Origin of the sequence: Streptococcus sp. k-402, assembly GCF_013277515.1 — a bacterium.
In the GTDB taxonomy this organism is placed as follows: domain Bacteria; phylum Bacillota; class Bacilli; order Lactobacillales; family Streptococcaceae; genus Streptococcus.
In genome coordinates, this window is the sequence record NZ_VMNB01000013.1 from 18541 (window position 1) to 37079 (window position 18539).

13 protein-coding genes are annotated in these 18539 nt (G+C 37.2%); 8 read left to right on the top strand and 5 right to left on the bottom strand.

What is annotated here, in order from left to right:
* Window positions 1-126 precede the first annotated feature (126 nt).
* Both HT724_RS08835 and HT724_RS08840 read left to right on the top strand, forming a co-directional pair.
* Window positions 127-2016, top strand: coding sequence for a DUF2207 domain-containing protein (locus tag HT724_RS08835; protein ID WP_173276298.1), 1890 nt, complete (start codon window positions 127-129; stop codon window positions 2014-2016).
* A gap of 61 nt (window positions 2017-2077) precedes the next feature.
* Window positions 2078-2923 carry an undecaprenyl-diphosphate phosphatase gene (locus HT724_RS08840; protein ID WP_020900044.1) on the top strand — a complete coding sequence of 282 codons (846 nt, stop codon included), beginning with the start codon at window positions 2078-2080 and terminating at the stop codon, window positions 2921-2923.
* 32 nt (window positions 2924-2955) lie between these two features.
* On the opposite strand, the gene dinB is transcribed toward HT724_RS08840, so the two are convergent.
* Window positions 2956-4017, bottom strand: coding sequence for a DNA polymerase IV (gene dinB, locus HT724_RS08845; RefSeq protein ID WP_173276299.1), 1062 nt, complete (start codon window positions 4015-4017; stop codon window positions 2956-2958).
* 237 nt (window positions 4018-4254) lie between these two features.
* On the opposite strand from dinB, the gene pflB reads away from it, so the two are divergent.
* Window positions 4255-6579: a formate C-acetyltransferase gene (pflB, locus tag HT724_RS08850; RefSeq protein ID WP_000260631.1), complete on the top strand. Its 2325-nt coding sequence runs from the start codon at window positions 4255-4257 to the stop codon at window positions 6577-6579.
* A gap of 263 nt (window positions 6580-6842) precedes the next feature.
* Here pflB and HT724_RS08855 read toward each other — a convergent pair whose 3' ends face one another.
* The 3 genes from HT724_RS08855 to HT724_RS08865 all read right to left on the bottom strand — a co-directional run bounded on the left by HT724_RS08855 (window position 6843) and on the right by HT724_RS08865 (window position 9913).
* On the bottom strand, window positions 6843-7400 hold the full coding sequence (locus tag HT724_RS08855; RefSeq protein ID WP_173217915.1) for a DUF6036 family nucleotidyltransferase: 558 nt from the start codon (window positions 7398-7400) through the stop codon (window positions 6843-6845).
* The gene (locus HT724_RS08860; RefSeq protein WP_050259685.1) at window positions 7393-7677 is read right to left on the bottom strand and encodes a hypothetical protein; all 285 of its coding nucleotides are present in this window, start codon (window positions 7675-7677) and stop codon (window positions 7393-7395) included. The genes HT724_RS08855 and HT724_RS08860 overlap by 8 nt, the downstream gene beginning before the upstream one ends.
* A gap of 1012 nt (window positions 7678-8689) precedes the next feature.
* A complete protein-coding gene (locus HT724_RS08865) occupies window positions 8690-9913 on the bottom strand; it encodes an ROK family transcriptional regulator (protein WP_173276300.1) in 1224 nt (407 codons plus the stop codon).
* Window positions 9914-10080: 167 nt separating this feature from the next.
* Here HT724_RS08865 and HT724_RS08870 point away from each other — a divergent pair, with 167 nt between their 5' ends.
* The 5 genes from HT724_RS08870 to HT724_RS08890 all read left to right on the top strand — a co-directional run bounded on the left by HT724_RS08870 (window position 10081) and on the right by HT724_RS08890 (window position 16974).
* Window positions 10081-11403, top strand: coding sequence for a PTS sugar transporter subunit IIC (locus tag HT724_RS08870; protein ID WP_050090535.1), 1323 nt, complete (start codon window positions 10081-10083; stop codon window positions 11401-11403).
* 1 nt (window position 11404) lies between these two features.
* The gene (locus tag HT724_RS08875; RefSeq protein WP_173276301.1) at window positions 11405-13291 is read left to right on the top strand and encodes a DUF4838 domain-containing protein; all 1887 of its coding nucleotides are present in this window, start codon (window positions 11405-11407) and stop codon (window positions 13289-13291) included.
* Window positions 13292-13458: 167 nt separating this feature from the next.
* Complete coding sequence (locus HT724_RS08880) at window positions 13459-13803, top strand: PTS lactose/cellobiose transporter subunit IIA (protein ID WP_000836780.1); 345 nt, start codon at window positions 13459-13461, stop codon at window positions 13801-13803.
* A gap of 9 nt (window positions 13804-13812) precedes the next feature.
* Entirely contained in the window at window positions 13813-15225 is a 1413-nt protein-coding gene (gene lacG, locus HT724_RS08885) for a 6-phospho-beta-galactosidase (RefSeq protein WP_173276302.1), read from the top strand.
* Window positions 15226-15294: 69 nt separating this feature from the next.
* On the top strand, window positions 15295-16974 hold the full coding sequence (locus HT724_RS08890; protein WP_173276303.1) for a PTS transporter subunit EIIC: 1680 nt from the start codon (window positions 15295-15297) through the stop codon (window positions 16972-16974).
* A gap of 125 nt (window positions 16975-17099) precedes the next feature.
* Here HT724_RS08890 and HT724_RS08895 read toward each other — a convergent pair whose 3' ends face one another.
* Window positions 17100-18539 carry a TrkH family potassium uptake protein gene (locus HT724_RS08895; protein ID WP_173276304.1) on the bottom strand — a complete coding sequence of 480 codons (1440 nt, stop codon included), beginning with the start codon at window positions 18537-18539 and terminating at the stop codon, window positions 17100-17102.

Here is an 18539-nt window from a genome sequence, read left to right on the forward strand (position 1 = left end):
TTCTAATCTATTAAAAAATAACTGTCTCCTATTTTATCGAAAAATGCGTAATTTTTCAACATAAGTAAGCCTTTACTTACGAAAAAATGCTATAATAATAAGAAAGATAAAAAGGGGGATTAGTTGATGAAAAAAACTTTTTTCTTACTGGTGTTAGGTTTGTTTTGCCTTCTGCCACTCTCTGTTTTTGCCATTGATTTCAAGATAAACTCTTACCAAGGTGATTTGTATATTCATGCAGACAATACGGCAGAATTTAGACAAAAGATAGTTTATCAGTTTGAGGAGGACTTTAAGGGCCAAATCGTGGGACTTGGACGTGCTGGCAAGATGCCTAGTGGATTTGAGATTGATTCTCATCCAAAGGTTCAGGCTGCGAAAAATGGTGCTGAACTGACAGATGTTACGAGCGAAGTGATAGAAGGAGCAGATGGTTATACTGTTAAAGTTTATAATCCAGGTCAAGAAGGCGACACAGTTGAAGTTGACCTCGTTTGGAACTTGAAAAATTTGCTTTTTCTATATGATGACATTGCTGAATTAAATTGGCAACCTTTAACAGATAGTTCAGGGGCTATTGGCAAGTTTGAATTTCATGTAAGGGGAGACAAGGGAGCTGAAAAACTCTTTTTCCATACAGGCAAACTTTTTAGAGAGGGAACGATTGAAAAGAGTAGCCTTGATTATACTATTCGTTTGGACAATCTTCCAGCTAAGCGTGGAGTTGAATTGCATGCATACTGGCATCGAACTGATTTTGCTAGCGCTAGGGATCAGGGTTTGAAAGGGAATCGTTTAGAAGAGTTTAATAAGATAGAAGACTCGATTGTTAAAGAAAAAGAGAAAAGTAAACAACTCCTTACTTGGGTCTTCCCTTCGATACTTTCTATCTCCTTGTTATTGAGTGTCTGCTTTTATTTTATTTATAGAAGAAAGACCACTCCTTCGGTCAAATATGCCAAAAATCATCGTCTCTATGAACCACCAATGGAATTAGAGCCTATGGTTTTATCAGAAGCAGTCTACTCGACCTCCTTGGAGGAAGTGAGTCCTCTAACAAAAGGAGCAGGTAAATTTACCTTTGATCAACTTATTCAAGCTACCTTGCTAGATGTGATAGACCGTGGAAATGTCTCTATCATTTCAGAAGGAGATGCAGTTGGTTTGAGGCTAGTAAAAGAAGATGGTTTGTCAAGCTTTGAGAAAGACTGTCTAAATCTGGCTTTTTCAGGCAAAAAAGAAGAAACTCTTTCCAATTTGTTTGCGGATTACAAGGTATCTGATAGTCTTTATCGTAGAGCAAAAGTCTCTGATGAAAAACGGATTCAAGCAAAGGGGCGTCAGCTCAAATCTTCTTTTGAGGAAGTATTGAACCAGATGCAAGAAGGAGTGAGAAATCGAGTTACCTTCTGGGGGCTTCCAGATTACTATCGTCCTTTAACTGGTGGGGAAAAGGCTTTGCAAGTGGGTATGGGGGTCTTGACTATCCTGCCCCTATTTATCGGATTTGGTTTGTTCTTGTACAGTTTGGATGTTTATGGCTATCTTTACTTCCTCTTGCCAATACTTGGTTTTCTAGGTTTGGTTTTGGCTGTTTTCTATTATTGGAAACTTCGACTAGATAATCGTGATGGTGTCCTAAATGAAGCAGGAGCAGAAGTCTACTATCTCTGGACCAGTTTTGAAAATATGTTGCGTGAGATTGCACGATTGGATCAGGCAGAGTTGGAAAGTATTGTGGTCTGGAATCGCCTCTTGGTCTATGCAACCTTATTTGGCTATGCGGACAAGGTCAGCCATTTGATGAAGGTTCACCATATTCAAGTGGAAAATCCAGATATCAACCTCTATGTAGCTTATGGTTGGCATAGTATGTTTTATCATTCAAGCGCGCAAATGAGCCATTATGCTAGTGTCGCAAATACAGCAAGTACCTACTCCGTATCTTCTGGAAGTGGAAGTTCTGGCGGTGGCTTCTCTGGAGGCGGAGGTGGCGGCAGTATCGGCGCCTTTTAAAGAGAGCTATCACTGGCTGAAAAAATATGCTATAATGGAAGATAGAAAAAAGGAGTAATCTATGTATCTTATTGAAATTTTAAAATCTATCTTCTTCGGGATTGTTGAAGGAATTACGGAATGGTTACCGATTTCCAGTACAGGTCACTTGATTTTAGCAGAGGAATTTATCCAATACCAAAATCAGAATGAAGCCTTTATGTCCATGTTTAATGTCGTGATTCAGCTTGGAGCGATTTTAGCGGTTATGGTGATTTACTTTAACAAACTCAATCCTTTCAAACCGACTAAGGATAAGCAGGAAGTTCGTAAGACTTGGAGATTGTGGTTGAAGGTCTTGGTTGCTACTTTACCTTTACTTGGTGTCTTTAAATTTGATGATTGGTTTGATACCCACTTCCATAACATGGTTTCTGTTGCCCTCATGTTGATTATCTACGGGATTGCCTTTATCTATTTGGAAAAGCGCAATAAAGCTCGTGCTATTGAACCAAGTGTAACAGAGTTGGACAAACTTCCTTATACGACAGCTTTCTATATCGGGCTCTTCCAAGTTCTTGCCCTTTTGCCAGGGACAAGCCGTTCTGGAGCAACGATTGTCGGTGGTTTGTTGAATGGAACTAGTCGTTCTGTTGTGACAGAATTTACCTTCTATCTAGGGATTCCTGTTATGTTTGGCGCTAGCGCCTTAAAGATTTTCAAATTTGTAAAAGCAGGACAACTCTTGAGCTTTGGGCAATTGTTCTTGCTCTTGGTTGCGATGGGAGTCGCCTTTGCAGTCAGCATGGTCGCTATTCGCTTCTTGACCAGCTATGTGAAAAAACACGACTTTACCCTTTTCGGTAAATACCGCATCGTGCTTGGTAGTGTTTTGCTACTTTACAGTTTTGTCCGTTTATTTGTATAAGAAAAACCTTGAAGGGGCAACTCTTCAAGGTTTTAAAATCCAGTCACGGTAATCCCCAGCAGGCGGACACCTCTTTCTTTCTCACTTAACTCTTCATAGAGTTGCAGGGCGATTTGGCTTATATGACTAGCATCCTGTATTTTTTGAGCTAGACTTTTTCGTTTAGTAAGAGTTGAAAAGTCCTCGTAGCGGATTTTCAAAATGACAATTTTTCCAGCTTTTTCTTGTTGATGTAGATTGAGAGCGACTCTTTCTGATAGAAGAGTCAGCTCTTTTTTAATGTCTTCCTCGGCACGGAGAATCTTCCCGTAAGTTTTTTCCTTGCCGATTGATTTACGGATACGATTGGACTTGACTGGGGAATTGTGAATGCCACGAGCCTTTCGATAAAGGTCATAGCCCAGTCTGCCAAAGCGGTCTATTAGTGTTACCTCAGGGACTTCAAGTAGGTCAGCGCCAGTAAAAACTCCCATTTGATGAAGACGTTCGACTGTCTTTTTTCCTACTCCATGAAACTTGGAAATATCCATTTGTTTGAGAAAATCCTCAGCCTGGTCAGGTAGAATCACTGTCAGACCATGTGGCTTTTGATAATCACTGGCCATTTTAGCTAAGAATTTATTGTAAGAAACGCCAGCAGAAGCAGTTAGATGAAGTTCTTTCCAGATATCCTCTTGAATGAGGCGAGCGATTTTGACCGCTGACTTGATACCGAGTTTATTTTCTGTTACATCCAAATAGGCTTCGTCAATGCTCATGGGTTCAATCAAATCTGTATAACGCTTAAAGATAGCTCGAATCTGGAGTCCCACAGTCTTGTATTTTTCATAATTCCCTGAGATGAAGACGGCCTGGGGACAACGTTCATAGGCTGCTTTAGAACTCATAGCAGAATGGATACCAAAAGCTCGCGCCTCATAGCTACAAGTGGAAACGACACCACGCCCACCTGTTTGCCGAGGGTCACTGCCGATAATGACAGGTTTTCCTCTGAGTTTAGGATTATCCCTGATTTCTACCGCAGCAAAAAAAGCATCCATGTCAATATGGATGATTTTTCTTGACAAATCATTTAACAAAGGAAAAATCAACATACCTAGCCCCTTTTTACCGCTTATTTTCTTTTATTATACCCTTTTTTCTGAAAAAAAGAAAAAAGGACTTTATTTTTTCAAAAATATAATACAGTTTGAAATAAAATGTAGACTGTTTTAGAAAAGAAAGTGTAAAAATAGGGAATTTTCACTTGTTGAAATCGGTTACTGTATGGTATACTTGACTCATGAATGTAACAGATGGTTGTTACTAGAAAGAAAAAAGAGGACATTAACATGGTTGTTAAGACAGTTGTTGAAGCACAAGATATTTTTGACAAAGCTTGGGAAGGCTTCAAAGGCGTAGATTGGAAAGAAAAAGCAAGTGTATCACGCTTTGTACAAGCTAACTACACACCTTATGATGGAGACGAAAGCTTCCTCGCAGGACCAACAGAACGTTCACTTCACATCAAAAAAATTGTAGAAGAAACTAAGGCTCACTACGAAGAAACTCGTTTCCCAATGGACACTCGTCCAACATCTATCGCTGATATCCCAGCAGGATTTATCGATAAAGAAAATGAAGTTATCTTCGGTATCCAAAACGATGAACTCTTCAAATTGAACTTCATGCCAAAAGGTGGTATCCGTATGGCTGAAACTACTTTGAAAGAAAATGGATACGAACCAGACCCAGCTGTTCACGAAATCTTCACTAAATACGTAACAACAGTTAACGACGGTATCTTCCGTGCTTACACTTCAAACATTCGTCGCGCTCGTCACGCTCACACTGTAACTGGTCTTCCAGATGCATACTCACGCGGACGTATCATCGGTGTTTACGCACGTCTTGCTCTTTACGGTGCAGACTACTTGATGCAAGAAAAAGTAAACGATTGGAATGCAATCGAAGAAATCGATGAAGAAACAATCCGTCTTCGTGAAGAAATCAACCTTCAATACCAAGCATTGCAACAAGTTGTTCGCTTGGGTGACCTTTACGGAGTTGACGTTCGCAAACCAGCGATGAACGTTAAAGAAGCTATCCAATGGGTTAACATCGCCTTCATGTCTGTCTGCCGTGTTATCAACGGTGCTGCTACATCTCTAGGACGTGTACCAATCGTATTGGACATCTTTGCAGAACGTGACCTTGCTCGTGGTACATTTACTGAATCAGAAATCCAAGAATTCGTTGATGATTTCGTTATGAAACTTCGTACAGTTAAATTTGCTCGTACAAAAGCTTACGACCAATTGTACTCAGGTGACCCAACTTTCATCACAACTTCTATGGCTGGTATGGGTAACGACGGTCGTCACCGTGTTACTAAGATGGACTACCGTTTCTTGAACACTCTTGACAACATCGGTAACTCACCAGAACCAAACTTGACAGTTCTTTGGACTGACAAATTGCCATACAACTTCCGTCGCTACTGTATGCACATGAGCCACAAACACTCTTCTATCCAATACGAAGGTGTAACAACAATGGCTAAAGACGGATATGGTGAAATGAGCTGTATCTCATGCTGTGTGTCTCCACTTGACCCAGAAAATGAAGAACAACGCCACAACATCCAGTACTTCGGTGCGCGTGTAAACGTATTGAAAGCCCTTCTTACTGGTTTGAACGGTGGTTACGACGATGTTCACAAAGACTACAAAGTATTTGACATCGAACCAATCCGTGACGAAGTTCTTGAATTTGAATCAGTTAAAGCTAACTTTGAAAAATCTCTTGACTGGTTGACTGACACTTACGTAGATGCTTTGAACATCATCCACTACATGACTGATAAGTACAATTACGAAGCTGTTCAAATGGCCTTCTTGCCAACTAAACAACGCGCTAACATGGGATTCGGTATCTGTGGATTTGCCAACACTGTTGATACATTGTCAGCTATCAAATACGCTACAGTTAAACCAATCCGTGACGAAAATGGCTACATCTACGATTACGAAACAATCGGTGAATACCCACGTTGGGGTGAAGATGACCCACGTTCAAACGAATTGGCAGAATGGTTGATCGAAGCTTACACAACTCGTCTACGTAGCCACAAACTTTATAAAGACGCAGAAGCTACTGTATCACTTTTGACAATCACATCTAACGTTGCTTACTCTAAACAAACTGGTAACTCACCAGTCCACAAAGGTGTATACCTCAACGAAGATGGTTCTGTAAACTTGTCTAAACTTGAATTCTTCTCACCAGGTGCTAACCCATCTAACAAAGCTAAAGGTGGCTGGTTGCAAAACTTGAACTCACTTTCTAGCCTTGACTTTAGTTATGCAGCTGATGGTATCTCATTGACTACTCAAGTTTCACCTCGCGCTCTTGGTAAGACTCGTGACGAACAAGTTGATAACTTGGTAACAATCCTTGATGGTTACTTTGAAAACGGTGGACAACACGTTAACTTGAACGTTATGGACTTGAACGATGTTTACGAAAAGATCATGTCAGGTGAAGACGTTATCGTACGTATCTCTGGATACTGTGTAAACACTAAATACCTCACTCCAGAACAAAAAACTGAATTGACACAACGTGTCTTCCACGAAGTTCTTTCAATGGATGACGCCTTGGATGCATTGAGCTAATCAAGTGTTTAAGTAATGAAATAAGGAACCCTCGGTCAGTCGACTGAGGGTTTTGTGCTTGGGATAGTGTGAGCAATTCCTTCGGCGCAATATGCAATGTTTTTGGGAAGGAATAGTGGACCGAATCTGAAATAGCCTGCTGAAACGGCTCAAACAGTGCTAGAAATTGACTGGAATTCTCTAAGCGATTTGTTCAGTTTTTATTTCATTTCATCATAAAAACAAGACGACTGGCTAATTGACAATCATCTTGTTTGATACTGTTAATAAAATTCGCGAAGTTTATCTTGATTTTCTTTAAAAAATTTTTCTAACCAATCCATACCATAAGCATAACTAAAACCTTCTAATAGAACAGAGAGGTCAATAGTATCAAATCCCATGTCTTTTAAATATTTAAAGGTATCGAATGGTGAATGAAAGTTTTTGTATTTAATAATTGCACCAATATCTTTCAAATCCTGCTCTCTGATACTCATCATCTTCATTCCTAACACATACTCAATAGGGACTACTAAAACGGTCAGATTCTCAAATGAGTACAAGGATTCGCATAAACTTAAGGGAGGTTGTTTGTTCATATTTGCAACATGATTGTTGAGCCATAACTCTTCGTGGGTGTTAAGATTAAACTGTTTTCCTACACGAGCAATAATTTCATTGATTTTCTGATTTTGGTCATAAAAAGCATCAACATCTTGTGTGGCACGTAAACCATGATATTCTAAGACATAACCACCGACACAGATAATTGTTAAAGTCAGATTTTCCCGAATTAATTCCTTATTTAGGGCTTGGAAGACCGGTTTCATTTTATCCATGCTTGTATTTCTCCATCAATTTTTGAACATTGGTTAACTTAGCAGGTTTATTTAATGAAATCACATATTTATGAGTTGGAGTATGCTCTTGAAAGGCATACTTCAAGCTAATTTTTTGAAAATGAGTTAGTTCTTTGGAGTCTAGCAACTTTTCTACATCTTGGTTTGTTAAATAAGAATAGTCTTCAAAAATAACTTTTCGCAAATAGCGAAACCAATGGCTTGCGTTGAATTGTGATTGTTTGGATGCCTGTATCATATAATCGTACCAATCCATTGTCTTCCTCCTATGGAATTTAGTTTATCTTATTGTAGTTTATATTTAAAAATGTAGTTTTTTTACTTAGCTCGTATTAGAAAAGAGTGTTTAGAAATGTAAAATGAACCTTTTTTCTTATCCAAAAATCTTACTAAAGTATATAATTTAGGAAGTCAATCCTGTATGATAATGTTTGTACTATCGTCGAGTTTTTGCTTGATTGCCTAACGAGATAAATTTTAGAAGAATTTTCGGTGTGATTTGACAAGCTTCTGACTGGAAGGATAGTTACACTAGTATTGTTTATTAAAATGAGGAGATAGAGAAAATTTGGAATCTATTTGCTTATTATCAATCGTTTTTTTAGCTTATTTGTCTTAGATTGGTATAGAACTGATTTATGGATTGATCCTCTTGTATCTTATCTTGTTCCTAAATATGTTGGTAGAAAAATGAAGCAGTTGTTACGAGTGTCTGTATTGGGAAAAATTTTGTCTATACAATTCTTTAAATGATATGAAGGCTAGGAATGCCAAAACACTGACATATTTCGTTTGAATCTCATCCAATCCCTATACTTGTATTTGTAGAAATGCTATCAGTAATATATTCGCGAATACTATGATTTACAACAGTGTGGTCGTACATCTTTGTAACTTTATTATACAACAACCATTTACAGGTGTAAAGTTGAGTAGTGTCTTTAGTAAATTTAGGGACTTGTTTTGTCACAGTTTTGATACCTGTATTCCTTGTTTCATGAGCATTTAACGTTCCTTTTCATGTAGGCATTTCAACAATTAGAATGATATTTTTCCGAGGATGAACTTATATATTGTGACTTTTTAGAGTTATGATGCCTCTTGATCTGACTACCGCTATCAATTTCATCTATTTTTACAGTTTCATGCAACATAGCGAGAAGGCGGTTTCCTATATGGAAGTCGTCTTGTTTTCATATTGTCTAAATACGAGATATTTACTACAGGTTATAGTTGATTTAAACAGGTCTATAGATTTCGAATATATATTAAGGTGAAATAATATCTTGTAATACATTGTTATGCTCTATGAAAAAAGCAACGATAGCTAATGCACAAGCTCCTATACTTCCACGATGTTTGTTGTAAGGTAAAATTTCAATTTCTATATTACGAGTAAAGGGAACGAAGTGGAGCTGATCTTGGATTTTATCCCTGACTTCATGAGTGAAAGGTTGATAATTAAGCAATTGACTGTTGATATAGATTTTATCAGCAGGATTGATGAGGAGAAGATTTGCAATAGAAGTGGCCAATAAATTGACTCCTTTATCAATTTGTTGACGTAAAGCGGAGTCGCCTAAGTTGTAAGCTGTTAAAAGAGTATCTAAATAAATGTCTTTTTCAGTTTTTACAAGGCTTTTTAGTACAGTTAGTTGAGAATTTTTAAATAATAATTGGGCATGTTTGATTAACCAAGCATCCGAAATATATGTTTGTAAACAACCTTTTTTTCCGCATTCACAATATTGCCCATTCAATTCGACAATGGTGTGTCCAATTTCTCCGATATAAGGATTTTTAGAGGCTCCTATTTTTTCTTTTGTGAAAAAGGAAGTGTAAATACCTAATCCAGCGTGTAGGAAAATAAAGTTATCGGGGGTATTGTGTGGGTTAAAAAGGTATTGTCCTATAGCCATACAATCGATATTATTTTTTACAATAAAAGGGAAATCGAATTTTTTAATTACATTTAATAAATTAAATGATTCCCATATGGGATTGTTTGTAATGATGCTTCCGGAGTCTTTGTTATAATGTCCAGGTATTGATAAGCCAAATCCAAGTAATTTTGTCTCCAAAGGGACGTACTCTATAGCTGTTTTTATCATATTGGTAATGGTGGAATTGATTTCTGAAATAGGATAATCTTCATTCAAAATTTCTGTCTCGAAAAGAGTTTTCCCTTGTAAGTCACATAGACTGAGAAAGATACCTAGGACGTTTATTTCAATACCTCCAACAACATATGGGATATTATCTGTAATAGAAATAGTTTTTCTACGTCTTCCAGATCCGGAAAACTCGCTAAATTCATCACCAGTTTCGTATATGAGGGACTGTTCACTTAGCTCTTTTATGATGTTAGTCGTTGTTGCTGGAGTAAGTCCTGTTTCATTAACAATATCTGTACGAGATGTTGCTGGATTTCGATATAGAAACTCCAGTATAGTGGCTCTATTTTGTAAAAAGGCTGATTGTTTTGTAATCATTTGTTTCCTCCTTTGGTTTATTTTATATTAAACATAAGAAAAAATCAATTAAAATTATTATTCTATACAAAGAAAAAAATATTGTAAAAACAGCAAAAAATATATTGACAACGCTTTCTGTTAGTGGTATATTTAATTTATAAAAAATAAAAAAAGGAGTTCCGGTGATGAACAATATTTTAACGTTTTTAGAAACGAAAGTCGCTCCGTTTGGTGAAAAAGTTGGCAACCAACGGCATTTGAAAGCTATTCGTGAAGGATTTATGATGGCAATGCCTTTGATTTTAGTCGGCTCTTTATTTCTTATTCTAATCAGTTGGCCTCAAGAGGCTTTTACAAATTGGCTGAATAGTGTTGGATTGCTAAGTATCTTGACAACTATGAATCAGTCAACAGTAGCGATTATCTCCTTGGTCGCTTGTTTCGGTATTGCCTACAGGTTGTCGGAAGGATATGGTACAGATGGTCCGTCGGCAGGGATCATAGCCTTATCCAGTTTTGTATTGATGGCACCTCGTTTTTCGAGTATGGTTTATGATAAAAATGGGGAGCAGGTCAAGCAGTTATTTGGCGGCGCAATACCATTTTCTAGCCTGAATGCATCTTCTTTATTTATGGCGATTACCATTGGATTGGTTACAGCAGAGATTTATCGTATGTTTATCCAGCGCGGAATTACGATAAAAATGCCAAGTGGTGTCCCAGATGTAGTAAGTAAATCATTTTCAGCTCTTTTACCTGGTTTTACTACTTTTGTTTTGTGGGCTCTGGTCTTAAAAGGTCTTGAAGCGGCAGGAGTTGCAGGAGGTCTCAACGGACTTTTAGGTGCAATTGTTGGAACACCGCTTAAGTTAATTGCAGGAACGCTTCCAGGTATGATTCTATGTGTTATTGTAAACTCATTCTTTTGGTTCTGTGGAGTTAATGGGGGACAAGTTTTAAATGCTTTTGTAGACCCAGTTTGGTTACAATTTACTACAGAAAACCAAGAAGCTGTGGCTGCAGGACAAACCCTACAACACATTATTACATTACCGTTTAAAGATTTATTTGTATTTATTGGTGGCGGTGGAGCGACTATTGGTCTTGCGATTTGTCTCTTCCTATTTAGTAAGAGTCGTGCTAATAAAACATTAGGTAAGCTAGCTATTATACCGTCTATCTTTAATATCAATACAGCTATTCTATTTACGTTTCCAACGGTTTTAAATCCGATTATGCTGATTCCGTTTATTGCTACTCCTACAATCAATGCCTTAATTACCTATGTATCAATGGCTGTAGGATTAGTACCTTATACAACAGGTGTAATCCTTCCGTGGACAATGCCACCGATCATAGGAGGATTCCTTGCGACAGGGGCTAGTTGGCGAGGAGCTCTATTACAAGTTGTGTTAATTTTGGTTTCTGTGGCAATTTATTATCCATTCTTCAAAATTGCAGATAAACGCAATCTTGAAAAAGAAAAAGCTACTGTTGGAGGGAAATAAGATGGTTATCAGAGTATTTGATCAGCAGAAAAATGCTTATTCTAGCTTCGCCTTAGAGGAATTGAGTTACTATATGAATCGGGTCTTTAAGACTGACATAGAACTTGTCGAGGAGAAGGAAGCGGATATTTTTGTAGGATTAGTCAATAAAGAGGATAGAAAAGACCATGTTCTTATCTCATTAGACAAGGGTAAGGGAAGAATTGAGTCTAATACAATTGTAGGTTTACTTATTGGAATTTACCGAATGTTTCATGAATTTGGGGTTGTGTATACTAGACCAGGGCGCGGACATGACTTTGTTCCAGAGTTACGATTTGAAGATTTTTTAGATAAACAGCTATCTATAGATGAAACAGCCAGTTACTATCATAGGGGAGTATGTATAGAGGGAGCGGATTCATTTGAAAATATACTAGATTTCATTGATTGGCTACCTAAGATTGGGATGAACAGTTTTTTCATTCAGTTTGAAAATCCTTACTCTTTTTTGAAACGTTGGTATGAACATGAATTTAATCCATATCTAAATAAAGAAAAATTCTCAAATGAATTAGTACAAGAATTGAGTGATAGGTTGGATAAAGAATTGCAAAAAAGAGGTCTTATTCATCATCGTGTTGGTCATGGATGGACAGGAGAGGTTTTAGGTTATTCTTCAAAATTTGGCTGGGAATCAGGTCTTAGTATTTCAGAGGAGAAGAAACCCTATGTCGCTGAAATAAACGGGAAACGAGAATTGTTTAATACGGCTCCGATTTTAACCAGCCTGGATTTTTCAAATCCAGATGTGGCGGATAAGATGGTAGAAATTATTACGGATTATGCCAAGAAAAGACCTGATGTGAATTACTTACATGTATGGTTGTCGGATGCTCGTAATAATATTTGTGAATGCAAAAACTGTAGACAAGAATTGGTTTCGGATCAGTATATTCGTATTCTCAATCAATTGGATAGGGCTTTAATGAGTGAGGGATTAGATACAAAGATTTGTTTTCTGCTTTACCATGAGTTGTTATGGGCACCTCAGAAAGAAAAATTAGATAATCCTGAACGCTTTACCATGATGTTTGCACCGATTACAAGAACATTTGAAATGAGTTATGCAGATGTAGATTTTGACAATTCCATACCTACGCCTAAACCTTATCTGCGTAATAAAATTATACTTCCGAATTCTCTTGAGGAAAATTTATCTTATCTTTTTGAGTGGCAAAAAACATTTAAAGGAGATAGTTTCGTATATGACTATCCTTTAGGGCGTGCTCATTATGGCGATTTAGGCTATATGAAAATTAGTCAAACTATTTACAGAGATGTATCTTATCTTTCCAACCTACATTTGAACGGTTACATTTCTTGTCAAGAATTACGTGCAGGATTCCCTCATAATTTTCCTAATTATGTTATGGGGCAAATGCTCTGGAAGAAGACAAGAAGTTATGAAGAATTGATTGAAGAATACTTTTCTGCTTTGTATGGATCAAATTGGCAGTCTGTTGTTGAATATTTAGAAAAATTATCTAGTTATTCCTCATGTGATTATTTTAATGCAATTGGCAGTCGTCAAAATGATGTTTTAGCGAATCATTATTATATAGCTTACAATCTAGCTGATAATTTTTTACCAATTATTGAGGAAAATATTTCTAAGTTATTAAATAGTCAAAAGGATGAATGGAAACAGCTCAGTTATCATCGTGAATATGTTGTTAAGATGGCGAAGGCTTTATATCTTCAAGCAACTGGAAAAACAAGGCAAGCTCAAGATGAGTGGAAAAATGTTTTGAATTATATCCGTGGGCACGAATTACTATTCCAATCTAATTTGGATGTTTATCGTGTAATTGAAGTAGCAAAAAATTACGCTGGTTTCCACTTATAAATCATAAGTATAGAAAATGAACTAAGGTATTCAGAGAAGATTGATCCTAAATATTATGAAATTTAAGGATTTTTAAGATATTTAGGGTCAACTTTCTATTTGTATCGTAGCGAAGTCATTTTAATAATGATGTGTGAAAGATGGATCAAGATTGAGGAGGAAGAAAGATGAAATCAAAAGAAGAAATAAATATGCTTGGTTTTACAATTGTCGCTTACGCAGGAGATGCAAGGTCAGATTTGATGGATGCTTTGGCGTTTGCGAGAGATGGATATTTTGAACAGGCAAGAGAATTGGTTGAGTCTGCAAACGACTCAATAGTATCTGCCCATCGAGAACAGACTAATTTATTAGCGGAGGAGGCATCTGGAGATAATTTTGAAGTGAGTTTTATCATGATTCATGGTCAAGATACCTTGATGACAACGATGCTATTGTATGATCAGGTAAAGTTTTTTATTGATGAATATGAACGAATTCGAAAGATTGAAGAACACATTGGTTTGCAATGAGGATTAGTCATGGAAAATTTACAGGTTAATGCCCTACCAAAAGAGTTTTTATTAGGAGCAGCCACCGCTGCTTATCAAGTGGAGGGTGCAACTAGGGTAGATGGCAAAGGAATAAATATGTGGGATGTTTATTTGCAAGAAAATAGTCCGTTCTTACCAGATCCAGCTAGTGATTTTTATTATCGTTACGAAGAAGATATAGCCTTGGCGGCAGAACATGGTTTACAGGCTTTGCGCTTATCTATTTCTTGGGTTCGCATATTTCCTGATATAGATGGGGAGCCTAATATATTGGCTGTTCAGTATTACCATAGAGTATTTCAGTCCTGCTTAAAATATAATGTGATTCCGTTTGTTTCTTTACATCATTTTGATTCGCCTCAGAAAATGTTAGAAACAGGGGATTGGTTGAATAGAGGGAATATTGATCGTTTCATACGATATGCTCGCTTTTGTTTTCAAGAATTTACAGAAGTCAAGCATTGGTTTACAATCAATGAACTGATGTCTCTTGCTGCAGGTCAATATATAGGAGGTCAGTTTCCTCCAAATCACCATTTTCAATTATCTGAAGCAAATCAAGCGAATCATAATATGTTGTTGGCGCATGCTCGTGCAGTCCTCGAATTTCATCAATTAGGGATTGAGGGAAAGGTAGGTTGTATTCATGCTTTAAAACCAGGCTATCCTATTGATGGGCAAAAAGAAAATATGTTGGCAGCTAAACGGTATGATGTTTATAATAATAAATTTCTATTAGATGGAACTTTTTTGGGCTACTACAGTGATGACACGCTTTTTCACTTGAATCAAATATTGGAAGCTAATAATTCTAGCTTTATTATTGAAGATGGTGATTTAGAAATTATGAAAAGAGCTGCACCTCTTAATACGATGTTTGGGATGAATTATTATCGTTCAGAATTTATTAGTGAATACAAAGGTGAAAATAGACAAGAATTTAATTCAACAGGAATAAAAGGACAGTCCTCTTTTAAATTAAATGCTCTAGGTGAATTTGTAAAAAAGCCTGGTATTCCGACAACAGATTGGGATTGGAATATTTATCCTCAAGGCTTATTTGATATGTTGCTTCGTATCAAAGAAGAATATCCTCAACATCCGGTCATTTATTTAACTGAAAATGGTACAGCCCTTAAAGAGGTTAAGCCAGAGGGCGAGAATGATATTATTGATGACAGTAAGAGAATCCGTTATATTGAGCAACATTTACACAAAGTTTTAGAGGCTCGAGATAGGGGAGTCAATATTCAAGGCTATTTTATATGGTCTTTGCAAGATCAATTTTCTTGGGCGAATGGCTACAATAAGCGATATGGTCTTTTCTTTGTTGATTATGAAACACAGAAGAGATATATTAAGAAAAGTGCTCTTTGGGTAAAAGGGCTAAAACGGAATTAAGGTTAGCGATTTGACTGATATTTAATATGTTTTAACTATGAGCTTAAATTTTTTACAGGAGGAGTTTTTATGGATAAGCTAGTCGCTGCCATTGAAAAGCAACAAGGGAAATTTGAAAAAATTTCTACTAATAATTATATGATGGCTATTAAAGATGGATTCATTGCTACTATGCCTTTAATTATGTTTTCAAGCTTTTTGATGATTATTATTATGATTCCTAAAAATTTCGGAGTAGAGTTACCGAGTCCAGCTATTGCCTGGATGAGGAAAGTGTATATGCTAACCATGGGAGTTTTGGGTGTTATTGTTTCAGGGACAGTTGCAAAGTCATTGGCTGGAAATGTTAATAGAAAAATGCCTCCTGGAAAGGTAATAAATGATACTTCTGCAATGTTGGCGGCCATATGTGGCTATCTTGTATTAACTGTAACGCTTGTAGTTGATGAGAAGACGGGATCTACAAGTTTGTCGACAAACTATTTAGGATCTCAAGGATTGATAACTTCGTTTGTCAGTGCCTTTATTACTGTAAATGTTTACCGATTCTGTATTAAGCGAGACATTACTATTCATTTACCTAAGGAAGTTCCTGGGGCTATATCACAAGCTTTTAGAGATATTTTTCCTTTTTCTTTTGTTTTACTTATTAGTGGTTTGTTAGATATTGTATCTCGGTTTAGTTTAGATGTTCCTTTTGCCCAAGTATTTCAACAACTATTGACTCCTATTTTTAAGGGTGCAGAATCATATCCTGCTATGATGTTGATTTGGTTTATGTGTGCTTTGCTTTGGTTTGTTGGAATTCATGGACCATCTATTGTCTTACCTGCTGTTACAGCTTTACAACTGAGCAATATGGAAGAGAATGCTCAACTCCTTGCAAATGGGCAGTTCCCTTATCATTCTTTAACACCTAATTTCGGGAATTATATCGCTGCTATTGGAGGAACGGGGGCTACCTTTGTTGTACCATTTATTTTGATTTTCTTTATGCGGTCTAAACAATTAAAATCGGTAGGTAAAGCTACAATTACTCCTGTTTTATTTGCTGTAAATGAACCTCTTCTATTTGGTATGCCTGTTATTTTGAATCCCTATCTTTTTGTCCCTTTTTTGATGACTCCACCAGTGAATGTATTTCTAGGAAAGGTCTTTATTGATTTCTTTGGAATGAATGGATTTTATATCCAGTTACCTTGGGCCTTTCCTGGTCCCTTGGGATTGTTAATTGGAACGAATTTTCAACCTATCTCCTTTGTATTTTTATCTTTGATTTTAGTTGTCGACATATTGATTTATTTACCATTCTGTAGAGCGTATGATAGACAGTTACTGATGAAAGAAGATGTTTCAAGCTCAAATGATATTATTTTAGAGGAGGATACAAGTGAAATAATGCCTGGTGAGTTAGATGAAATAAAAAGTAAGGAGTTGAAAGTACTGGTTCTTTGTGCAGGGTCTGGAACAAGTGCGCAATTAGCCAATGCAATTAACGAGGGGGCTCAATTAGCAGAAGTTAGAGTGATTGCGAATTCAGGAGCGTACGGAGCTCATTATGATATTATGGGTGTTTATGATTTGATCATTCTGGCTCCACAAGTTCGGAGTTATTATAGAGAGATGAAGGTGGATGCAGAAAGATTAGGTATTCAGATAGTTGCTACCAGAGGAATGGAATATATTCATTTAACAAAGAATCCAAGTAAAGCCTTACAATTTGTATTGGAGCATTACCAAGTTATGTAGTTAGTTTTTCCATCTTTTCTTTAAGTAAGGACTATGCGTAAAGAAAAGATGGGATTTAAAAACGTTCCCCCTTTTTTAATATAAGAATCCCTCTTTCACAATTGTAAAAAGAGGGATTTTATATTTTATCTCTTAGACCAAGTTCTCTTCATAAAGAGAAGGAGGATTGGGTAGATCTCCAAGCGCCCTGCAATCATTGCAAAGGAGAGGAGAATTTTTGAGATGGGACTAAAGATTGAGAAACTAGAAGTGGTTCCTAGAATAGGCCCGATGTTATTGAAACAGCTAAAGACAGCGCTGGTCACGACCAGAAAATCATTGCTATCTAGGCTGACAATAAAGATAAGCGATAGCAAAATCATAGCATAGATGACAAAGTACTTGAGAATCTTATGCTGGGTATCCTTGTCAATCACCGTTTTATTAACATGGAGGGTCAAAACACGGTGGGGAGATAGAATTGACAAAATTTGATTTTTGGCAATTTTTGAAAGGATGAGGCCTCGAATAATCTTGAGTCCACCTGCAGTTGATCCAGCAGAGCCACCGATTACCATGAGGAAGAGAAGGATAAACTGGGAGAAGAGGGGCCAGTTGGTAATGTCTCCGTAACCAAAACCAGTCGTTGTAATGATATTGGAAACTTGGAAGAAGGCCATTTCAAAGCTCTTGGAAAATCCTGGATAGAGATAGAGGGTATTAAGGCTAATCAAGCCTGTAGAAAGCAGTACAATGACCAAGTAAGCACGAAGTTCTTCGTCACCAAAGAAGGCTTTGACACGACGGAGCATGAGGTAGTAGTAGAGATTGAAATTTACCCCAAAAACCAGAACTCCGACACTAACCAGATAGGTAATTAGTGAGCTACCATAGTGGGCAATTCCGTCGTTATAGACGGTAAATCCTCCTGTACCTGCTGTCCCCATGGCAATGACAAAACTATCAAAAAGGGGCATGCCGGCTAGATAATAGATGATGACAAAGAGGGAGAAGAGAGCTAGATAAAGGAGATAGAGAATCTGGGCAGTATTTTTGAGTTTGGATACAACCTTGCCAAAAACAGGGCCAGGAACCTCAGCCTTCATCACTTCTAGGTGGCTATTCTTGGCATTATCCATAATAGCAAGCGCAAAAACAAGCACCCCCATCCCTCCAATTAAGTGGGTAAAACTTCGCCAGAAGAGGAGGGAACGACTGAGAACAGAAACGTCGTTCAGAATAGTTGCTCCAGTAGTTGTAAAGCCCGAACTGATTTCAAAAAAGGCATCGATAACGCTGGGAATTTGTCTAGCAAAGACAAAGGGGAGACCACCAAAGAAGGACCAAAGGATCCAACAGAGGGCAACAATCAAGACTCCCTCCTTGGCATAAATTCGTTGATTTTTTGGCTTTTGTAAAATTCCTGAACCGCCTAGTAATACGAGAATCCCAATCGTTGTAAAGAGGGCTGTAAAGACTTGGCTCGATTCACGGTAATAGACAGCAATCGCAACAGGAACTAAGAGGAGAACAGCTTCAATCAAAAGTAATTTTGAAAGGAGGTAGCGAATCATACTTTTATTCAT

Excerpts from the sequence above, each read along its gene's own strand:
- HT724_RS08835 (WP_173276298.1), top strand. The coding sequence starts at position 127 with ATGAAAAAAACTTTTTTCTTACTGGTGTTAGGTTTGTTTTGCCTTCTG.
- HT724_RS08840 (WP_020900044.1), top strand. The coding sequence starts at position 2,078 with ATGTATCTTATTGAAATTTTAAAATCTATCTTCTTCGGGATTGTTGAA.
- dinB (WP_173276299.1), bottom strand. The coding sequence starts at position 4,017 with ATGTTGATTTTTCCTTTGTTAAATGATTTGTCAAGAAAAATCATCCAT.
- pflB (WP_000260631.1), top strand. The coding sequence starts at position 4,255 with ATGGTTGTTAAGACAGTTGTTGAAGCACAAGATATTTTTGACAAAGCT.
- HT724_RS08855 (WP_173217915.1), bottom strand. The coding sequence starts at position 7,400 with ATGGATAAAATGAAACCGGTCTTCCAAGCCCTAAATAAGGAATTAATT.
- HT724_RS08860 (WP_050259685.1), bottom strand. The coding sequence starts at position 7,677 with ATGGATTGGTACGATTATATGATACAGGCATCCAAACAATCACAATTC.
- HT724_RS08865 (WP_173276300.1), bottom strand. The coding sequence starts at position 9,913 with ATGATTACAAAACAATCAGCCTTTTTACAAAATAGAGCCACTATACTG.
- HT724_RS08870 (WP_050090535.1), top strand. The coding sequence starts at position 10,081 with ATGAACAATATTTTAACGTTTTTAGAAACGAAAGTCGCTCCGTTTGGT.
- HT724_RS08875 (WP_173276301.1), top strand. The coding sequence starts at position 11,405 with ATGGTTATCAGAGTATTTGATCAGCAGAAAAATGCTTATTCTAGCTTC.
- HT724_RS08880 (WP_000836780.1), top strand. The coding sequence starts at position 13,459 with ATGAAATCAAAAGAAGAAATAAATATGCTTGGTTTTACAATTGTCGCT.
- lacG (WP_173276302.1), top strand. The coding sequence starts at position 13,813 with ATGGAAAATTTACAGGTTAATGCCCTACCAAAAGAGTTTTTATTAGGA.
- HT724_RS08890 (WP_173276303.1), top strand. The coding sequence starts at position 15,295 with ATGGATAAGCTAGTCGCTGCCATTGAAAAGCAACAAGGGAAATTTGAA.
- HT724_RS08895 (WP_173276304.1), bottom strand. The coding sequence starts at position 18,539 with ATGAATAAAAGTATGATTCGCTACCTCCTTTCAAAATTACTTTTGATT.